Here is a 17364-nt window from a genome sequence, read left to right on the forward strand (position 1 = left end):
AAAGGATCGTCGGCCACCAGCTCGTCGAAGGCCAGCCGGTGGCGCCGCGTGAGGTCCGCCTCGACGTCGGTGCCGACGTGCACGCTGGCGCCGAAGGACGGGTCCCAGTGGTCGGGGTCGAGGCCCAGGTGTGCCAGGACCCGCCCCATCGTGCGCCGCGGGTCGGAGCGCAGCCGCTCCTGCACCACCACGAGCACCTGCTCGCGGTCGAAGCACCGCAGGAAGGGCGCCAGCCGCTCCTGGTAGCGGCTGCGAGCGGCGTACTGGCTGTCCACGTCGAGCAGGGCCGCGCCCGCGGGACGGGTCTCCGCGCCGTCCGAGACGTGGTGGCGCCACTGCGACACCGCCCGGGCGAGGGGCTCTCGCACGAGGTAGACGAGCCGGGCGTGCGGCACCAGCGCGTGCATGCGCTCGGCGACCTCGGGGTGCGAGGGGTCGGTGTAGCCGGGCGAGGACTCGCCCCGCACGCGGGCGTGGGGGTCGAACTGCGCGAGGTACCAGTCGACGCCCCGGTGCCGTTGGCCGGCTCGCCACCACTCGTGCTCGGGCGCGGGAGGCGGGACGCCGGGGCCGTAGAAGAAGTTGAGCTCCTTGCCCCGCGCCATCGCGATCTCGGGGTGCGCGTCGAGGTGGGCGTGCAGGGCGCTGGTGCCGCACTTCATGGCGCCGATGACGACCAGCTCGGGCGGTCGTGGCGTCGGCGTGCTCGTGCGGCCGCCCGGGTGCACGCCGGACGACGTCACCTGCCGGAGCGGCTGAACAGCTGCAGCACGACGTACGCCGCCAGCACCGGTGCGGCCAGGGCCACCAGAATCTCCATGAGTCACCTCCCCGGAGCGGCTCGCAGGGGTCGGGAGATTCCGGTACCCGCTCGCCGGCGCGGCACGCGGCCGGTCCTCGTCGGTCTCGCTCGCGTTCACGCCGGGCCCTCGGTGGGCTCCAGGCAGTGCGGCGCCGCCTGCTTCAGCCGCACCCCCAGCCAAGCGAGCTGGCGGCGGGTGTCGGCCATGGCGTCCACCGCGGCGGCGGCCAGCTCGGCGTCGCGGTGCGTCCCCGCCCCCTGGGCGATCACGGTCCAGGTGGTCTGCACGAGGGTGGCCAGGACGTAGAGGTCCAGGAGGTCGCGCAGCAGTCCGCCGGGACCCCCATGGCAGTCGACGCGCGGAGGCAGGGAGTGGAGGTCGTCGCCCTCCGTCGTCGCGTAGCGGCCGGCCATCGGTGCCAGCCGGCGGCGGTGGCGGTGGCTCAGCCTGGCCATCAGCAGGCACACCTGGCCCAGGTCGCCCTCCTCCGGGTGGCCGGCCGCCACGGCGCGGAACGAGTCGGCCAGCGCCTTCTCGCCGTCGCGAGCGAGGCCGACATAGGTCGCGAGCTGAGGCACGGGGGCTCCGTCGTGGTCTGGGCGGCTGGGCCCCCTCGCGGTAACCACCGCCCGCGTCCGACACGCCCCCCGTTTCTCCCACCGTCGGGACAGGCGTCGGGACAGGCGTCGGTCGGACGGCGCCGATGCTCACCGGCAGCGGCAGGGCCCCTGGTGGCTCGGGCCTCGCCGTCCCTCATGCGGCTCGGCGCCGGCGCACCCGGGCGCGAGGGCCGCGAGCAGGTGGGGCAGTCCTGCGGCGAAGGCCGGCTCCCAGACGTCCCACCCGTGTCCCCCGGGCAGCACGACCAGCCGGGACGAGACGCCGTCGGCGCGCCGGACCCGGTCGTGGACGGCCGCGGCGACCCGGTCCAGGTCGTGCCGGGCGTCCTGCGGCAGGGGGTTGCGCCACTCGTCCTCGCCCACGGCCAGGAACAGCCGCACGGGGAGGTCCCCGGCCCGGGCGTAGCCGGCGAGGAGCCCCTCGACGGTGTGGGCGGCGTACACCTCCTCGACGAAGCGGTCGTCCCCCCGCCCGAAGGCGCCGGACGTGCGCGCGGAGCTGTGGGCCGGTGGCAGCGGGTCGTAGACCGCCGGGCTCAGCACCAGCCCCCCGGCGAAGACGCCGGGGTGCCGCAGGAGCAGCGACAGCGCGCCGGCGCCGCCCATGGAGCAGCCGCCGACGAGGCGGTGCGACCGGTCGGCCGCCGTGGGGTACGTCGCGTCGACGTGGCTGACGAGGTCCCGCACCAGCGCCGTCTCGACGGGCCGCCCGGCCGGGGCGCCGGTGAAGCGGGAGTCGACGTACCAGCTCCCGCGCCCGGACCACGGCGCGTCGGGCACCACCGCGACCAGGGGCGGGACGAGGCCCCGGTCGACCAGCTCCTCCAGCCGGGGCACCACCCGGCTCCAGCCCTCGAGGTCGTCGCCCCGTCCGTGCAGCAGGTACGCCGTGGCGCAGCGCTCGCCGTCACGCACGGCCGGCACCCAGGCGCGGTAGCGGACCTCCTCCCCCAAGGCGCTCGACCACGCGGCCCCGTCGACCAGCCGCCCGGTCATCGGGTGGCGCCGGCGCCCTCGACGGCGACGTCGACGTCGACGGCACAGCGGAAGCCGATGGTCGCCGCCCTGCTCGTGCCGGCGCCGGTGAGCAGGTAGCGCACCGACCACGACGGGTCGCGCGGGCCGCCGTCGACGTACCACTGCGAGCCCTCGGTGGCGTGGTGGGAGCCGCCCTTGAGCACCACCCAGCGGGTGCGGCCGTCGCGGTGCTCGCTCTCGGTCCACTGCCAGACCCGGGGGTCGAGGCGGACGAACCCGTCAGCCTCCGCGGCCGCCTGCCACTCGTCCTCGGTGGGCAGCCGGGCGCCCCGCCACGCGGCGTACGCCCGGGCGTCGTCGAGGTCGACGAACCGCACCGGCCGGTCGGCCGTGCCGGGCACGGGCGCGCCGTCGACCCAGTGGTCCAGGAACCGGTGAGCCGTCGCGGGCCGGTGGCCGGACTCGGCGAGGAACACGGCGAAGTCCGCGTCGGTCACCTCGACGGCGTCGACCAGCACCTCGGTCAGCACGACCGCGCGGGTGTCCTCGCGGAGCTGGTGCAGGCGGGGCGGGAGCGGCTTCCAGTCGCCGACGTACGGCGCGGCCTCGTAGAGCCCGGTCTCGCGCTGCCGCCACGTCAGCGGCAGCTCGCGTGCGCCGGCAGCCACCCGGACGGCGCCCGCCGCCGGCGCGCCCGGCGCCGCGGTGGCCCGGACCCGGACCGGGGCGGGCGGCGTCACCGGTCCCGCCGACCGGCCGTGGCTGAACGTCGACCGGACGCCGTCGCGGTCCAGGTGCACGCCGGCGATGCCGCCCGCCGGCACGGCGAGCGCCACCTCGGGGTGGGGGAGCAGGAGGCCGTCGTGGTCGCGCTCCGTGGGGTTGGCCACGGTGTAGTAGGTCTCCCCCGCCCGCCGCCACCGGGACGCCACCAGCCCGGCGGCCGTGGCGCCGCGATGCAGGTCGGTCAGCGGCTCCCACTCCCCGTGCACGAAGAGGTCGGCGTGCTCGCGGTAGGCCGACCGCATCGCCCGGAGGCCGCCGACGTCGTCGGGCGACCAGTCGACGCGGACCCCGAACACGACGTCCCAGACGAGCACCCCGGCCCCGTTCAGCCAGGCCGAGCGCAGCTCGGCGCCGTGGTCGCGGTCCCACCGCCGGGTGTGGTGCATCATGTGCCGCTGCTCGAACCAGCGGGCGCGCAGGACACCGGGCGTCGGGCTGTCGGCGAACCACTGCGCCCAGGACGCCAGGTGGTCGCCGACCCGCACCAGCGGCACCCGGGACTCACCCTCGAGCGCCAGCCCGTCCAGCGCCTCGAGCAGCTCGGGGTCGCCCTCCTTGAGCGTGTCGAGGAAGACCCCGTCGGCACCCAGCCGCCGCACGAGCGCGGAGAGCATCGCGGCGTCGCTGCCCTCGGCCCGGCGCGTGCCGACGTCCCACGGGTTGTAGTCCAGGAACACCTTCACCCCGCGCGCGTGCAGGTCGTCGACGAGCCCGCGGAGCCCGGGCACGGCGTACCAGTCGAACTGGTTGCGGTCGTCCACGCCGATGACCGGGTAGGCGTGCCACAGCACGACGGCGTCGAGGCCGTCCAGCCCACGGTGGGCGTCGAGCAGCCGGTCGGCGTCGAAGCGGCCGGCCCCCCAGTCCCACACGACCTCGTCCCACAGCCACACCATCGCCACGTTCCACGCCGAGGACACCCACGTGAGGCCGGGGTCGCGGTAGCGGCGGTCGTCGTACGCCGTCCGCTCCCGCGCCTCCGCGCGCCACCGGTGCAGCGCGGCGCGCCAGGCCGGCCGGTCCTCCACGCGGGCCGGCGCGGCCAGGACCTTGGCCTCGTCGAGCACCGACAGGTCGGCGTCCGGCTCCAGCGGCACCTCGGTCGGCAGGTCGATCGGGCGGGGCGCGAACGGGTCGGTCATCGCTGCAGCCGCCGCTCGACGGCGTCCGCGGTCGGGATGGACGCGGTGGCGCCCAGCACCTCCACCGCGAGGGCGCCGGCGACCACGGCCCGCCCGCACGCGTCGGGCAGCGAGGCGCCGGTGGCCAGGGCGGCGGCGAGGTAGCCGGTGAAGGTGTCGCCGGCACCGGTGGTGTCGACGACGTCGGCCGTCACCCCGGGCACCGCCTGCTCGCCGTCGGCGCAGACCACCCGCGCGCCGTCCGCGCCGAGGGTCACCACGACCGTGCCGACACCGGCGGCCAGGGCGTCGGGGAAGGCTCGCGCCTCGTGCTCGTTGACGACCAGCACGTCCACGAGCGCGAGGAGCTCCTCGGGCAGGTCCCGGGCGGGCGCGGCGTTGAGCACCACGCGCACCCCCGCCCGCGACGCCGCGGACGCCGCCTGCGTCACCGCGGGCAGCGGCGTCTCGAGCTGCATGACCAGCACCGCCGCCGAGCGGACCGCGTCCAGGTCGCACCCGGTCAGGGACGTCACCGTGCCGTTCGCCGCGGCGTCCACGACGATCGCGTTGTCGCCACCGTCCTGCACCATCACCCAGGCGGTGCCGCTGGGCCCCGGCTCCCGGCGCACGCCGGACACGTCGACGCCCGCCGACCCGGCCGTCTCGCGCAGCACCCGCGCGGCGTCGTCGTCGCCCACCGCGCCGAGCATCACCGTCCGGGCGCCCGCACGGGCGGCGGCGACCGCCTGGTTCAGCCCCTTGCCGCCCGGCACCCGCTGCTGCCCGGAGGCCAGCACGGTCTCCCCGACGCCGGGCACCCGGGGCAGGTGCACCACCACGTCGAGGTTGAGGCTGCCGAGCACCGTCACGTCGTGGGTCATCGTGCTCCCACCGCGGCCGTGCGCGCCGCGAGCGCGGTGAAGGTCAGCCGGTCGCAGCCCGGCATGCTGCTGGAGAGCCGGTCGTGCAGCGGCGCGGTCCACCGTTCGGGGAGCCGGGAGGCGCCGGCCAGCGCCCCGCACACGGAGCCGACCGTGGCGCCGACCGAGTCGGTGTCCCAGCCCCCTGTCACGGCCAGGGTGATGCCGCGGGAGAGGTCGCCCTCGCTGCGCGCGAGCGCGAAGGCCATCAGCGCCGCGTTGTTCAGCACGTGCACCCAGTGGAGGTGGCCGTAGCGCTCGGCGAGGTCGTCGAGGGCGGCCTCGTCGTCGAGGTCGGACCTCCCGAGCGCGGTGCCGACCCGCAGGGCCTCGGCGTAGCGGCTGCCCGGCGGCACGACGGCGACGCCGGCCTCCAGCACGTCGTCCACGTCGTCGCTGACCACCGCCTGCGCGCACATCGCGGCGACGCACATCGCGCCGTACACGCCGCTGCGCACGTGGCTGAGCCGCGCGTCGCGCCAGGCCAGCCGGGCGGCCTCGGCGGGCTCGCCGGGGCAGGCCCAGCCGTAGACGTCGGTGCGGATCTGGGCACCGATCCACTCGCGGTAGGGGTTGCGCCAGGTGGCGGTGCGCGGTGCGCTCTCGCCCAGCAGCAGGTTGCGGTAGGCCACCCGCTCGGCGGTGAAGACGCGGCCGCCGGGGAGATCGGCCAGCCAGGCCGCCGCGACGTGGGCCGTGGTGAAGCCGCGGCCGTGCTGCTCCAGCACCCGCAGGGCGAGCAGCGCGAAGTTCAGGTCGTCGTCCTCGGGCATGCCCTCGATGTTCTCGGCGAGGCTCGTCGGCGCGCTGCGGCGGTTCCACGGCCAGCGGGCGGCCACCTCGTCGGGCAGCCCGACGGCGGTGAACCAGCCGTCGAGCGGCCAGCGGCCCTGGCTCCGCAGGATCTCCCGGATGCCCTCGCGAGGGATCTTCTCGACCGGCTTCCCCAGCAGGCAGCCGGCGGACCGGCCCAGCCACGCGCCGTGCAGCCGGTCGTCGAGGTCGGCGGCGAGCCCGGTGCGGCCGGGGGGCGAGGGCCACGTCCCCTCGATGTCGGCCAGCTCGTCGGGCTCCAGCCGGGCGAGCGCCTCGTGCGGGGCGCGGGCGTCGAGCTCGCCGAGCAGCTCCTCGGCCAGCCGGCGGAGCGCGTCGTCCCCCTCCTGCCCGATCCCCGTGTACGGCGCCTCGGACCGCCCCCCGGCCTCCTCCCACCGCCGGCGCACGTCGTCGACGTCCTTGCCCTCCGCCACGCTGGCCACGAGCTCGTGGGCGAGCAGGTCGGGAGGCTGCACCCAGGTGAGTGCGCTCACCGCCCGCCCCCCAGGGCGAGCCGCCGCCGCTCGCGCACCCGGCACCGCTCGGCGTCCTTGGCGAAGACCTCCGTCGCCACGTCGGCCATCGTGTGGCCGGCCGGCTCCAGCGGGGTGCGGCTGGCCTCGGCGATCTGCTCGTGCCAGTCGGCGCGGACGGCCGAGAACCCCCCGAGCGCACCGCAGACCGCCCCGGCCATGCTGGCGATCGAGTCGGCGTCGCGGCCGTAGTTGACCCCGCCCAGCACGGCCGGCTCGAAGGCGCCACCCGCCACCAGCACCATGCCCAGGGCCACCGGCAGCTCCTCGATCGACTTGGTGCGGCTGGGTCGCCGGGCGTCCATCGAGGGCGCGCGGTAGTGCTCGCCGACGGTGTCGAAGGGCCGCACGGCGTCGCGCAGCACCGGGATGGCCGCGGCCCAGTCCCCGACGCCGGACGCCGCCTCGGCCACCGCCTCGATCGCGTCGCGGGTGCCGTCGCGTGCCACCGCCAGGCAGGCGTCGACGACCGAGCCGGCGGTCGCGCCGTCGCTCATCGCCTCGGCCACCGCCGCCGCCAGCACGCCGGCGGCCTCGCGGCCGTAGCTCGACTGGTGCGCGGAGGCGATCTCGACCGCCTCCGCGTAGGCCCCGGCGGGATCGGCGGCGTTGACGACGCCGACCGGGGCGACGTACATCGCCGCCCCGCAGTTGACGATGTTGCCGACCCCCGCGTCGCGCGGGTCGACGTGCCCGTAGTGCAGCCGGGCCACCAGCCACTTCTCGGCCAGGAAGATGCGCTGCAGCAGCAGCGCGTCCGCCTCGAGCTCGGGGATCCAGCGCCGCTCCCCGATGAGCAGCGGCACCAGGTCCTCGGCGATCGCGTAGGCGTCGAGGTGGTCGCGGCGGTGGGCGTAGACGTCCACGAGCGCATGGGTCATCAGGGTGTCGTCGGTGATGTGCCCGTCGCCCTTGTGGTACGGCGCGATGGGCCGCGCCGTGCGCCAGTCCTCGTTGAACGGCGGCACGATGCCGGTCACGTAGCCGCCGTAGCGCTCGGTGATCTGCTGGGTCGTCCACCCCTCGGTGGCGCCCCCGAGGGCGTCACCGACCGCCGAGCCGACCAGTGCGCCCACCGACCGGTCGCGCAGCGCGGTCACGGTGACCGCGGGTGCGTCAGCCGCCACTGACGGACTCCCAGCCCTCGGTCAGCTCGGTGGCGAGCTGGTCCGCGTCGATCTCGTCGGCGAGGTAGCGCTGGAACGCCGGCGTCGCGATCTGGTCCTTCCACTGCGGGTAGTTCGTGGCGGACTGGAACGGCGCCTTGGTGAGGTACTGCCCGCCGGCGAGGATCGTCGACCAGCCGTTGGCGCCCTCGGTGTCGGTGGAGACCACCTCGGCGGCGTCGGAGGACGCGGGGATCAGCCAGTCGCCCTCGGCCACCTTGGCCAGGTTGTCGGCCTGCATGAAGTAGTCGATGAACGCCGCCGCCTCCTCGACGTGCGGGCTCTCGGCCGCGACCGAGAGCGTCTGCGGGTTGGCGGCCTGGGCCGCGCTGTCGGCCTCGAGCAGCGGCATGGCCACCCAGTCCAGGTCCGCCGGCGCGCTCTCGGTCAGCGCCTGGGCCTGGTAGCTGCCCTGCACCGTCATGGCGTACTTGCCCTTGAGGAAGCCGGTCATGACGTCCGAGCCGCTCTGGGTGATGGAGACCGGGTCGAGCGACCGGTCGTCGTAGGCCATGGCGTGGATGCGCTCGGGGAGCGCCAGCTCCTCCTCGCCCACGTCGATGGTGACGTCCTCGCCGGTGCCCTCGAAGTACGTCGCGTCGAAGTTCATCCCGAGGCTGAGCATGGTGGCCGTCGGCTCGGCCAGGCCCCACCCGACGCCGAAGGTGTCGCCCCCGGTGGTCGCGGCGGCGGCGGCCTGGAACTCGTCCCAGGACCAGGTCTCCCCCTCGGGCACCTCCACGCCCGCCTCCTCGAGCAGGCCGCGGTTGGCGAACACGACGTAGCTCTGCAGCAGCGTCGGCGCCGCGATGACCTGGTCGTCGACCGTCACGGCGTCCAGGACGCCCTCCGGCACCGCGGACGTGACCTCCTCGCTCAGCGAGCCGGAGAGGTCGGCGAGGTAGCCCTGCTCGGCGAACTGCGTCATCGCCGCCGACTCGTACTGGATCACGTCCGGCGCGGTGCCGCCCTGGAACTGGGTGACCAGCTGGTCCTGGACGGAGTCCCAGCTGCCCTGGACGTACTCGACCTGCACGTCGGGGTTGTCGGCGTTCCAGGCGTCGACGATCTCCTGGCTGGCCTGGATGGTCGGCTCCTGGAAGGCCAGGCTCTGGTAGCGCAGGCTGACCGGCCCGTCGCCGCCTCCCTCGCTGTCGGCGTCGTCGTCGGAGCCGGCGGTGGCGCAGCCGGCGAGGACCAGGGCGGCGACCGCGCCCGTCGCCACCACGGCGGCGGGCCTGCCCCGGTGCTGGGACCTGCGGTGGGTGAGTCTCATGGGTGTGTCCTCTCTGGGTGTGTCGAGGTGCTGCTGGCGGGACGGGTCATCCCTTGACGGCCCCGCTGAGCAGGCCGGAGGTGAGGCGGCCCTGGATCAGGCCGAAGAAGATGAGGCTGGGGATCGTCGCGAGCAGGGACGCCGCCGCCAGGGCACCGAGCTGCACCTGGCCCTCCGCGCCGACGAAGCGCGACAGCGTGAGCGGCAGGGTCACCTTGGCGGGGTCCTGGATCAGCACCAGCGCGAAGAGGAACTCGTTCCAGGCCGCGATGAACGCGAACAGGGCGGTGGCCACCACGCCCGGGCGCAGCAGCGGGAAGACGATGCTCACCAGGATCCGCAGCCTGCCGGCGCCGTCGACGGCCGCCGCCTCCTCCAGCTCGCGCGGGATGTTGGCCACGAAGCCGATGAGCATCCACAGGGCGAAGGGCAGGGTGAAGACGACGTAGACGATGGTCAGGCCGACCAGGTTGTTCACGAGGTCGAACTGCTTGAGGATCAAGAACAGCGGGACGATGATCAGGATCGTCGGGAAGACCTGGCTGACCAGCACCCAGCCGAGCGTCACCGGGCGCAGAAAGGTCTTGAAGCGCGCCAGGCCGTACGCCGCGGGCATGGCGAGCGCCGTGGTGAGGATGGTGGAGGCCACGGCCACGCGCAGGCTGTTCCAGCCCGCCTCGACCAGGTCGGCCCGGCGGATCGCGTCGCCGAAGTTCTGCAAGGTAGGGGCCTCGGGCAGGAAGCCCGACGCGCCCAGCGCGATCTCCTGGGTGCTCTTGAACGCGGTGGCCACCAGCCACAGCAGCGGGAAGCCGAGGAAGGCGACGTAGGCGAGCAGCGCGGCGTACTGGCCGACCCTGGCGCGCGTGGTGACGGTCCCGACGCTCATGACCTCACTCCTCCGCCGGCTTGAGGCGCGAGCGCAGGTAGAACACGAGCGCACCCACGATGAGCAGCACCATCACGTTCCCCATCGCCGCGGCGACACCGAAGTTGCCGTAGCGGAACGCCTCGTTGTAGGCGAAGAGCATCGGCAGCATCGTGCGCCCGCCCGGTCCGCCGTTGGTCAGCACGTAGATCAGGTCGAAGGTGTTGATGTTCCAGATGAAGTTCAGCGACGTGATCGCCACGATCACCGGCCGCAGCTGCGGGAGCGTGATGTGGCGGAAGCGCCGCCACACGCCCGCCCCGTCGATGGCCGCCGCCTCGTGGATCGACTCGTCGATCCCCTGCAGCCCGGCGAGCAGCGCGATGGTCGTCTGCGGCATGCCGGCCCACACGCCGACCACGATGGCCGCGGGCAGCGCGGTGCTGAAGTCGCCGAGCAGGTTGGTGTCGCCGCCCAGGCCGAGCGAGGCGAGCAGCCCGTTGACCGGGCCGTAGTTGGGGTCGTACATCAGCCGCCACGTGATCGCCACGACCACCGGTGGCATCGCCCACGGCACGAGCGAGAGGATCCGCGCGAGCCACCCGAAGCGCAGGTTCTGGTGCAGCAGCAGCGCGAGGCCCATGGCCGTGGCGAACTGCAGGAAGGTGACCGAGACCGCCCAGACCAGACCGATCCGGAACGACGTCCAGAACAGGTCGTAGTCGAGGAGGTCGCCGTAGTTCTCCAGGCCGGTGAAGCGGGTGACCTGGTTGAGCCCGGCCCGGGAGTCGGTGAAGCCGAGGTAGATCCCCTGGAGCAGCGGCAGGACGCTGAAGATGGCGACCGGGATGAGCGCCGGCAGCAGGAGCGGCCAGGCGTCCCGGCCGCCGGCGCCGCGCCTGGTCCTCGGTGCCTCGACGGGTGCGGGGGGGCGGGTCTCGAGATCGGCGGTCACCTCGTCCCCCCTCCGGACGAGCGGCGGACGCGCAGCCGCGGCTGGACCGTCACCCGCTGCACCTCGCGGTCCGGCTCCTCCAGCCGCTCGAGCAGCAGGCGGGCGGCGAGCCGGCCGCGGGCACGGGACCCGAGGTCGACGCTGGTGAGCGAGGGCGTCGTCACGCCGGCGAGCTCGGTGTCGTCCATGCCGACCACCGCGACGTCCTCGGGCACCCGCAGCCCGCGCTCGGCGAGCACCTGCATCAGCGCGATGGCGATCAGGTCGTTGCCGCCGAGGACGGCGTCGGGCACCACGTCGTCGAGCAGCGCCTCGGCGGCGGTGCGGCCGGCGGCCAGGGTGAAGTCGTCGGCCACCCGGCGCAGCGCGTCGTCGGCGGGCTGCCCCAGCGCCCGGGCGGTGCGCTCGAAGGCGCGCTGCCGGGCGCTGCCGGGCACGGTGTCGACGGGTCCGTTGACGAAGGCGATCCGACGGCGGCCGCCGGCGTGCAGGTGCTCGACCGCGAGCCGGACGCCGCCGGAGGAGTTGGCTCGCACGTTGTCGACCCGCAGCTCGCTCGGCACCGTGCCGATGACGACCACGGGCAGGTCGAGCCGGCGCAGCGCCTCGACCAGGTCCCCGTCGACGCGCACCGGGCTGAGCACCAGCCCGTCGGCGTACCCCGTGGCGAGGCCGTCCAGCAGCGCCTGGGTGTCATCGACCCTGCCGCCGGTCGAGGAGACGAGCAGCCGGTAGCCGCGGACCTTGGTCTCCGCCTCGACCGCACGCATCATCTCGACGTAGACGGGGTTGCCCACGTCGGCGACCGCGAAGGCGAGCTGCTGGGTGCTGCGCACCTTCAGCGAGCGGGCGACGGCGTTGGGGCGGTAGCCGAGCGCCGCGGCGGCCTCGGTCACCCGCAGGCGCACGTCGTCGCTCGCCGCGAGCCCGTTGAGCACCCGCGACACCGACGCCACCGACACCCCGGCGTGCTCGGCGACGCGGCTGACCGTGGGTCGCTTGACGTTCACGTGACCTCGCTGTAATCGATTACAACACGTTCGTCACCGTGGCACGCGGCGACGGTCACGTCAAGGGGCGACCGGCCATTCCTCACGAGCCGCCGAGGTGGTCGTGCACCCGGTGCAGCAGGCGGTTGAGGGTGCGTGCCTCCTCAGCGGTGAGGCCGAGGCTCTCCGGGGCGTTCAGCTCACGGACCCGGGGGTAGGTGCGGGCGAGCACCCGCCGGCCGTCATCGGTCAGCCGGGCCGGTCTCGGCACGCCGCGCCCCGCGCTCGGCGACAGCGACACCAGGCCGGCCGCCTCCATCTGCCGCAGCACGGCCCCCATGCTCTGCGGCGTGATGAGGATCCTGCGGGCCAGCGCGGCCTGGCTGATGTCCGGCTCGACGCTGAGCTGCACGAGCACCCCGAACTGGTGCGGCGAGAGCCCCGCCTGACCGAGCACGGCCCGGAGGAGGGGGGCGACGCGGTGGTAGGCGCGCACCAGGGTCCAGCCCACGACGCTGTCGGGATCGCCAGGCCCCGGCTGGTCCGGCGTCCGGCGGGTGCGCTCCACGCCACCACTCTAGGCAGCCTTGCGCCCCGGTGTACCGTCCCTCAGCATCAGTCTCCTGATTCTCTCGGACGAGGCGGCCAACGTGGAGCGGTTGAGCGACCAGGTGCTCCGGCACCGCGCGGTGGTGGCGGCCTTCTGGCTCCTCGTCGCCCTCGCCGGCGGACTGCTGGCACCCACCACGGTCGACCGGCTGTCCTACGACTTCGCCCTGCCGGGGCAGCCGGCGTACGAGGCCAACACCCGCATCGCCGACGAGTTCGGCGGCGGCGGCGCGGACGACCCGTTGCTGGTCGTGGTCGAGGGACCGGACGCCGAGTCGGGTGCCGGCGACGTCGCCGGCGCGATCGAGCAGCAGGTCCCGGGCACCCGCGTCGTCACGGCCGCCGACCCGGGCGCCGGGTCGCTCACCGGCGAGGGCGACGAGGTCTCCGTCGCGCTGGTCTATCCACCGGTCACCCCCGGGCCCGAGCCGTACGCCGCCTCCCAGGACCGCATCGAGGCCATCGTCTCGGAGGCCGGCGCCGGTTCGGGCCGGGCGACGCTCACCGGCTTCCTGCTGCTCGCGGAGGGCGGCGGCGGTGGCGATCGCAGCGTGCTGGTCGAGGTGGTGCTCGGCGGCGCGGGCGCGCTGGTGGTGCTCGCGCTCGTCTTCGCCTCCCTGCTGGCCGGGCTGCCGCTGCTGGTCGCGGCGGTCTCGATCCTCGGGACGTTCCTGGCCCTGCTCGGCCTGACCGCCCTGACCGACGTCTCGTTCGTGGTGCAGTTCCTGGTCGGCCTGATCGGCCTCGGCGTGGCCATCGACTACTCGCTGCTCATCGTCACGCGGTGGCGCGAGGAGCTGACAGCGGGCCGCGACAACGACGCCGCGGTGCGCATGGCGATGCGCACCGCCGGCCGGTCGGTGCTCTTCAGCGGCGTGACCGTCGCGGTGTCGCTGGCCGCCCTGGTGCTGGTGCCGCTGCCGTTCCTGCGCAGCATCGGCCTCGGCGGGCTGCTCATCCCGCTCTTCAGCGTCGCGACCTCGCTCACCCTGGTGCCCGCGCTGCTGAGCGCCGTCGGCCCGCGGCTGCTCTGGCCCCGCCGCGGCCCGGCCCGCTCGCGCAGCCGCTTCTGGGAGGGCGTGGCACGACGGGTGCTCGCCCACCGGTGGCTCACCATCGTGGGGTGCACGGCCGCCCTGCTGGCACTGGCCGCCCCGGTGCTCACGCTGACCCTCGGCTCGCCGCAGCTCTCCGGGCTGGCGTCGTCGGCCCCGGCCTCGACGGCCGCCACCGGCGCGGTCCGGGCCGGGGTCCCGAGCGGGGCGCTGCGACCCGTGGAGGTGCTCGCCCCGGCCGGCACGCTCGACGGGCTCGCCGAGGACCTCCGGGCCGTGGACGGCGTGGGCGCCGTCGCGCAGCCGGACGGCGCGGGCTGGGAGCGCGGTGGCGAGGGCCTGCTGCAGGTGTGGCTGGCCGACGACCCCGCCAGCGAGGGTGGGCGCACCGCCCTGGCCGAGGTCCGTGCAGCGGTCGCCGACCGGCCCGCAGTCGAGGTCGGGGGCAGTCCCGCCGAGGACGCCGACTTCGTCACCGCTGTCTACGACGACGTGGTCTGGGTCGTGCTGGCCGTCGTCGTGCTCACCTTCCTGCTGCTGGCCCGGGCGCTGCGCTCGGTGTGGCTGCCGGTCAAGGCGCTGGCGCTCAACGTCGTCTCCATCGCCGCGGCGTACGGCGTCACCGTGCTGGTGTGGCAGGAGGGCCTCGGCTCCGAGCTGCTCTTCGGGCAGCCGGCCACCGGGGTCATCACGACGTGGGTGCCGATCGCCGCCTTCGCCTTCCTGTTCGGGCTCTCGATGGACTACGAGGTGTTCATCCTGGCGCGGATGCGCGAGGCCTACGACGAGCACGGCGACACCGACCGGGCGGTCGTCGACGGCATCGCCCACACCGGGCGGCTGGTGACCTCGGCCGCGCTGATCCTGTTCCTCGCCTTCGTCGCCCTCTCGACCGTGCCGGCGGTCGAGGTGAAGGTGCTGGCCACGACGCTGGCCCTCGGCATCGTGATCGACGCCGTCGTGGTGCGGGGCCTCCTCGCGCCGGTCAGTCGGGGTTGGTGAAGGCGGCCGTGTCGTAGTACGTCGCGAACCGGCTCACCTTGCCGTCGTCGTCGAACGTCAGCAGCGAGACGCCGCGGTAGCTGATCGGCCGATCGGTCGTCAGCGTGCCGGTGGACTCCCACTCGAGCATGGCGATGTCGCCCGCCTCGGCGACGTGGGTGAACTCCGTGCTGATGTCGGAGAACTGGTCGCGGTAGGCCTTCCAGAACGCCTGAGGGTCGCTCTCGCCCTCCTGGTGCTTGACCTCGGGGCGGAAGAGCGTGACGGAGTCGGCGAACTGCGCCAGCAGCGCATCCTCGTCGCCGCCCTCGAGCTGCTGGAGTGCCGAGGCGAAGCCGTCGGCGCGGTCGGTGCCGGTCATGCGCATCTCCTCATCCGGCCGGCGCGGTGGCCGGCGCCCGGAGTGGGGCGCGCCCTGCCGGCGCGGCCCGCGTCCTACCCCGGTGCCCGGACGGGCGGGTCTCTATTCCGGCCCTACTTCTGCGGGTCGTGGCCCCAGTTCATCAGCGAGTAGCGCCACGCAGAGTCGGTGACGTCGCCCGAGGGGCGCTGCGCCAGGTGCCGGTGCACGTAGCCGACGACCTTGCGCATGTGCGCGGCGTCGTCGTCGCCCAGCTCCGCCTTCTTGCTGCGCAGGATCTCCACGATCCGCCTCCCCGACCTGTGCCCGGTGGACTCGCCCCCGCCGTCGCCCTTGTCGCCCACCGACTGGGACTCCTCGGTGTCCAGGAACTCCTCGAGCTCCTTCGCGGTCATGTTCACCGCGTCCTTCCAGTCCTCCCACACCTCCTCGACCGACTCCTGCTGTGCCATCGCCCGCTCCTCGTGTCGTCGTGGGTCGCCCCGGTGCGGACGACACCGCCGGGGTACCCACTCGCGGGCGCGGACACCCGCGCCGGCGCGGGCAGGGCTTCATGTGATGCTCGTCTCTGGGTACCGGACGTCCCGAGGACAGAACTGCCGAGGTGTTCCCCATGACCGTGCTGCAGAAGCAACGACACAGCCAGGTCGCGCACCTGACCTCCGACGACGTGGAGCGCATGGGCCGGGAGCTCGACGCGATCCGTCAGCGGGTCCTGGACAGTCGCGGCGCCCGCGACGCGGCGTACATCCGCCGGGTGATCCGCGTCCAGCGCAGCCTGGAGCTCGGCAGCCGCACCGTGCTGCTGGCGGGGCGCTGGCGACCCGCGTGGGTGCTGGGCACGCTCGGGCTCGCGGTGGCCAAGAGCCTGGACAACATGGAGATCGGCCACAACGTGCTCCACGGCCAGTGGGACTGGATGCGCGACCCCAGGATCCACTCGGCCACCTGGGACTGGGACCACGCCTCACCGCCGGAGCAGTGGAAGCACGCCCACAACGACACCCACCACCGCTTCACCAACATCCTGGGCAAGGACAACGACCTCGGCTACGGCATCATGCGCGTCGACGAGGACCAGCCGTGGGAGCCGCGGCACCTCGCCCAGCCGCTGTGGAACCTGGTCAACGCGTGCATCTTCGAGTACGGCATCGCGATGTACGACATCGAGTTCGGCGAGCACCTGCGCGAGAAGAAGGGCTTCACCCCCGAGCTGCGCCAGCGCGTGCGCACGGCCCTGGCGAAGGTGCGCAAGCAGGTCACCAAGGACTACGTCGTGCACCCGCTGCTGGCGGGGCCCGGCTGGCGCAGCACCCTGACGGCCAACCTCACCGCCAACTTCGTGCGGAACGTGTGGAGCCACTCGGTGATCATGTGCGGGCACTTCCCCGAGGGTGTCGAGACCTTCGAGATGTCCGCGCTCGACGAGCAGGAGACCCGCGGCGAGTGGTACCTGCGGCAGATGCTCGGCTCGGCCGACATCTCGGGCAGCCCGCTGATGCACGTGATGACCGGCAACCTCTCCCACCAGATCGAGCACCACCTCTTCCCCGACCTGCCGAGCAGCCGGTACGCCGAGATCGCCGTCGAGGTGGAGCAGCTGTTCGAGCGCTACGGCCTCACCTACCACTCCGCGCCGCTGCCCCAGCAGGTCGCGTCCGCCTGGCACAAGGTGCTGCGCCTCTCGCTGCCCAACGGGTGGCTGGAGGCGACGAACCGGCGCAACGTCGTCCCGCGGCTCGCCTCCCTCGCGCGCACGGCCCTGCGCGGGGCCGGCCCGGCGGCACCGCAGCCCGCCGGGGCGTGAGCACCGCGACCCGCCTCGTCCTGACCGCCGACACCCACCTGCCGAAGCGGGCGAAGGACCTGCCCGCCGAGCTGTGGGAGGCCATCGAGGCCGCCGACGTCGTCGTCCACGCCGGCGACTGGGTCGACGAGGCCACGCTGGACGCCTTCGAGGCGCGCTCCCGGCGCCTGGTGGCGTGCTGGGGCAACAACGACGGCCCCGGCCTGCGCGGCCGGCTGCCCGAGGTCGCGCGCGTGGAGCTCGACGGCCTGCGCCTCGGCGTCGTGCACGAGACCGGCGGCAGGGACGGCCGGGAGCGGCGCATGGACGCCGCGCACCCGGGCCTCGACGTGCTCGTCTTCGGGCACAGCCACATCCCCTGGGACACCACCACCCCCGGCGGCATGCGGCTGCTCAACCCCGGCTCCCCCACCGACCGCCGGCGCCAGCCGCACTGCACCTACCTGACCGCGACCGCGGCGGACGGCGCGCTGGTGGAGGTGGTCCTCCACCGGTTGTCGGCGGCAGGCCCTAGGGTCTCCGGGGTGAGGCGACGATGAGCAAGATGGACGGCCTGCGGGCCATGCGCGAGGCCCGGCACGCCGAGGCGACCAAGCGGGCGGCGAAGGCCAAGCCGGCCCTGACGCTGGTCGAGCCGCCCGTGGCTCCCGCGGCGTCCGCCGCCTCCGCCGGTCCCCGATGGGGGGCCGAGCCCCC

17 protein-coding genes are annotated in these 17364 nt (G+C 74.4%); 3 read left to right on the top strand and 14 right to left on the bottom strand.

Annotation, left to right across the window (positions count from 1 at the left end):
- The 12 genes from QZX64_RS14535 to QZX64_RS14590 form a co-directional block, all read right to left on the bottom strand.
- Positions 1-743: sulfotransferase (locus QZX64_RS14535; protein ID WP_295661187.1), on the bottom strand; the 743-nt coding region annotated here is incomplete at its 3' end.
- Between the two features lie 173 nt (positions 744-916).
- Entirely contained in the window at positions 917-1381 is a 465-nt protein-coding gene (locus tag QZX64_RS14540) for a hypothetical protein (RefSeq protein ID WP_295661188.1), read from the bottom strand.
- Positions 1382-1510: 129 nt separating this feature from the next.
- The gene (locus tag QZX64_RS14545; protein WP_295661190.1) at positions 1511-2419 is read right to left on the bottom strand and encodes an alpha/beta hydrolase family protein; all 909 of its coding nucleotides are present in this window, start codon (positions 2417-2419) and stop codon (positions 1511-1513) included.
- The gene (locus QZX64_RS14550) at positions 2416-4329 is read right to left on the bottom strand and encodes an SUMF1/EgtB/PvdO family nonheme iron enzyme (protein WP_295661192.1); all 1914 of its coding nucleotides are present in this window, start codon (positions 4327-4329) and stop codon (positions 2416-2418) included. Before QZX64_RS14550 ends, QZX64_RS14545 begins: the two co-directional genes overlap by 4 nt.
- Positions 4326-5192: a ribokinase gene (locus tag QZX64_RS14555; RefSeq protein WP_295661193.1), complete on the bottom strand. Its 867-nt coding sequence runs from the start codon at positions 5190-5192 to the stop codon at positions 4326-4328. The genes QZX64_RS14550 and QZX64_RS14555 overlap by 4 nt, the downstream gene beginning before the upstream one ends.
- Positions 5189-6541 (bottom strand): ADP-ribosylglycohydrolase family protein, encoded by a 1353-nt coding sequence (locus QZX64_RS14560; protein ID WP_295661195.1) that lies wholly within the window; start codon positions 6539-6541, stop codon positions 5189-5191. The genes QZX64_RS14555 and QZX64_RS14560 overlap by 4 nt, the downstream gene beginning before the upstream one ends.
- Positions 6538-7707, bottom strand: a complete 1170-nt coding sequence (locus QZX64_RS14565) for an ADP-ribosylglycohydrolase family protein (RefSeq protein WP_295661197.1) — start codon at positions 7705-7707, stop codon at positions 6538-6540. The genes QZX64_RS14560 and QZX64_RS14565 overlap by 4 nt, the downstream gene beginning before the upstream one ends.
- A complete protein-coding gene (locus QZX64_RS14570; protein ID WP_295661199.1) occupies positions 7697-9022 on the bottom strand; it encodes an ABC transporter substrate-binding protein in 1326 nt (441 codons plus the stop codon). The genes QZX64_RS14565 and QZX64_RS14570 overlap by 11 nt, the downstream gene beginning before the upstream one ends.
- A 46-nt stretch (positions 9023-9068) precedes the next feature.
- A complete protein-coding gene (locus QZX64_RS14575; RefSeq protein WP_295661201.1) occupies positions 9069-9911 on the bottom strand; it encodes a carbohydrate ABC transporter permease in 843 nt (280 codons plus the stop codon).
- 4 nt (positions 9912-9915) lie between these two features.
- Positions 9916-10845, bottom strand: a complete 930-nt coding sequence (locus QZX64_RS14580) for a carbohydrate ABC transporter permease (RefSeq protein ID WP_295661203.1) — start codon at positions 10843-10845, stop codon at positions 9916-9918.
- Positions 10842-11855, bottom strand: coding sequence for a LacI family DNA-binding transcriptional regulator (locus QZX64_RS14585; RefSeq protein ID WP_295661205.1), 1014 nt, complete (start codon positions 11853-11855; stop codon positions 10842-10844). Before QZX64_RS14585 ends, QZX64_RS14580 begins: the two co-directional genes overlap by 4 nt.
- Positions 11856-11937: 82 nt before the next feature.
- On the bottom strand, positions 11938-12402 hold the full coding sequence (locus QZX64_RS14590; RefSeq protein ID WP_295661206.1) for a MarR family winged helix-turn-helix transcriptional regulator: 465 nt from the start codon (positions 12400-12402) through the stop codon (positions 11938-11940).
- A gap of 82 nt (positions 12403-12484) precedes the next feature.
- Between QZX64_RS14590 and QZX64_RS14595 the strand changes: the two genes are divergently transcribed.
- The gene (locus QZX64_RS14595; protein WP_295661208.1) at positions 12485-14500 is read left to right on the top strand and encodes an MMPL family transporter; all 2016 of its coding nucleotides are present in this window, start codon (positions 12485-12487) and stop codon (positions 14498-14500) included.
- Here QZX64_RS14595 and QZX64_RS14600 read toward each other — a convergent pair.
- Both QZX64_RS14600 and QZX64_RS14605 read right to left on the bottom strand, forming a co-directional pair.
- Positions 14484-14861, bottom strand: coding sequence for a nuclear transport factor 2 family protein (locus QZX64_RS14600; protein ID WP_295661210.1), 378 nt, complete (start codon positions 14859-14861; stop codon positions 14484-14486). The two genes, QZX64_RS14595 and QZX64_RS14600, sit on opposite strands and share 17 nt — an antisense overlap.
- Before the next feature lie 113 nt (positions 14862-14974).
- Positions 14975-15313: a DUF3140 domain-containing protein gene (locus tag QZX64_RS14605; protein WP_295661211.1), complete on the bottom strand. Its 339-nt coding sequence runs from the start codon at positions 15311-15313 to the stop codon at positions 14975-14977.
- Positions 15314-15474: 161 nt separating this feature from the next.
- Between QZX64_RS14605 and QZX64_RS14610 the strand changes: the two genes are divergently transcribed.
- The gene (locus tag QZX64_RS14610) at positions 15475-16668 is read left to right on the top strand and encodes an acyl-CoA desaturase (RefSeq protein WP_295661213.1); all 1194 of its coding nucleotides are present in this window, start codon (positions 15475-15477) and stop codon (positions 16666-16668) included.
- Positions 16665-17207 carry a metallophosphoesterase gene (locus QZX64_RS14615; RefSeq protein WP_295661215.1) on the top strand — a complete coding sequence of 181 codons (543 nt, stop codon included), beginning with the start codon at positions 16665-16667 and terminating at the stop codon, positions 17205-17207. The genes QZX64_RS14610 and QZX64_RS14615 overlap by 4 nt, the downstream gene beginning before the upstream one ends.
- The last annotated feature ends 157 nt before the right edge of the window (positions 17208-17364 follow it).

Source organism: uncultured Nocardioides sp., from assembly GCF_902805925.1.
Classification (GTDB): Bacteria; Actinomycetota; Actinomycetes; order Propionibacteriales; family Nocardioidaceae; genus Nocardioides.

Coding starts and splice junctions, on each gene's coding strand:
- QZX64_RS14605 (WP_295661211.1), bottom strand. CDS start 15,313: ATGGCACAGCAGGAGTCGGTCGAGGAGGTGTGGGAGGACTGGAAGGAC.
- QZX64_RS14570 (WP_295661199.1), bottom strand. CDS start 9,022: ATGAGACTCACCCACCGCAGGTCCCAGCACCGGGGCAGGCCCGCCGCC.
- QZX64_RS14555 (WP_295661193.1), bottom strand. CDS start 5,192: ATGACCCACGACGTGACGGTGCTCGGCAGCCTCAACCTCGACGTGGTG.
- QZX64_RS14600 (WP_295661210.1), bottom strand. CDS start 14,861: ATGACCGGCACCGACCGCGCCGACGGCTTCGCCTCGGCACTCCAGCAG.
- QZX64_RS14550 (WP_295661192.1), bottom strand. CDS start 4,329: ATGACCGACCCGTTCGCGCCCCGCCCGATCGACCTGCCGACCGAGGTG.
- QZX64_RS14575 (WP_295661201.1), bottom strand. CDS start 9,911: ATGAGCGTCGGGACCGTCACCACGCGCGCCAGGGTCGGCCAGTACGCC.
- QZX64_RS14610 (WP_295661213.1), top strand. CDS start 15,475: ATGACCGTGCTGCAGAAGCAACGACACAGCCAGGTCGCGCACCTGACC.
- QZX64_RS14545 (WP_295661190.1), bottom strand. CDS start 2,419: ATGACCGGGCGGCTGGTCGACGGGGCCGCGTGGTCGAGCGCCTTGGGG.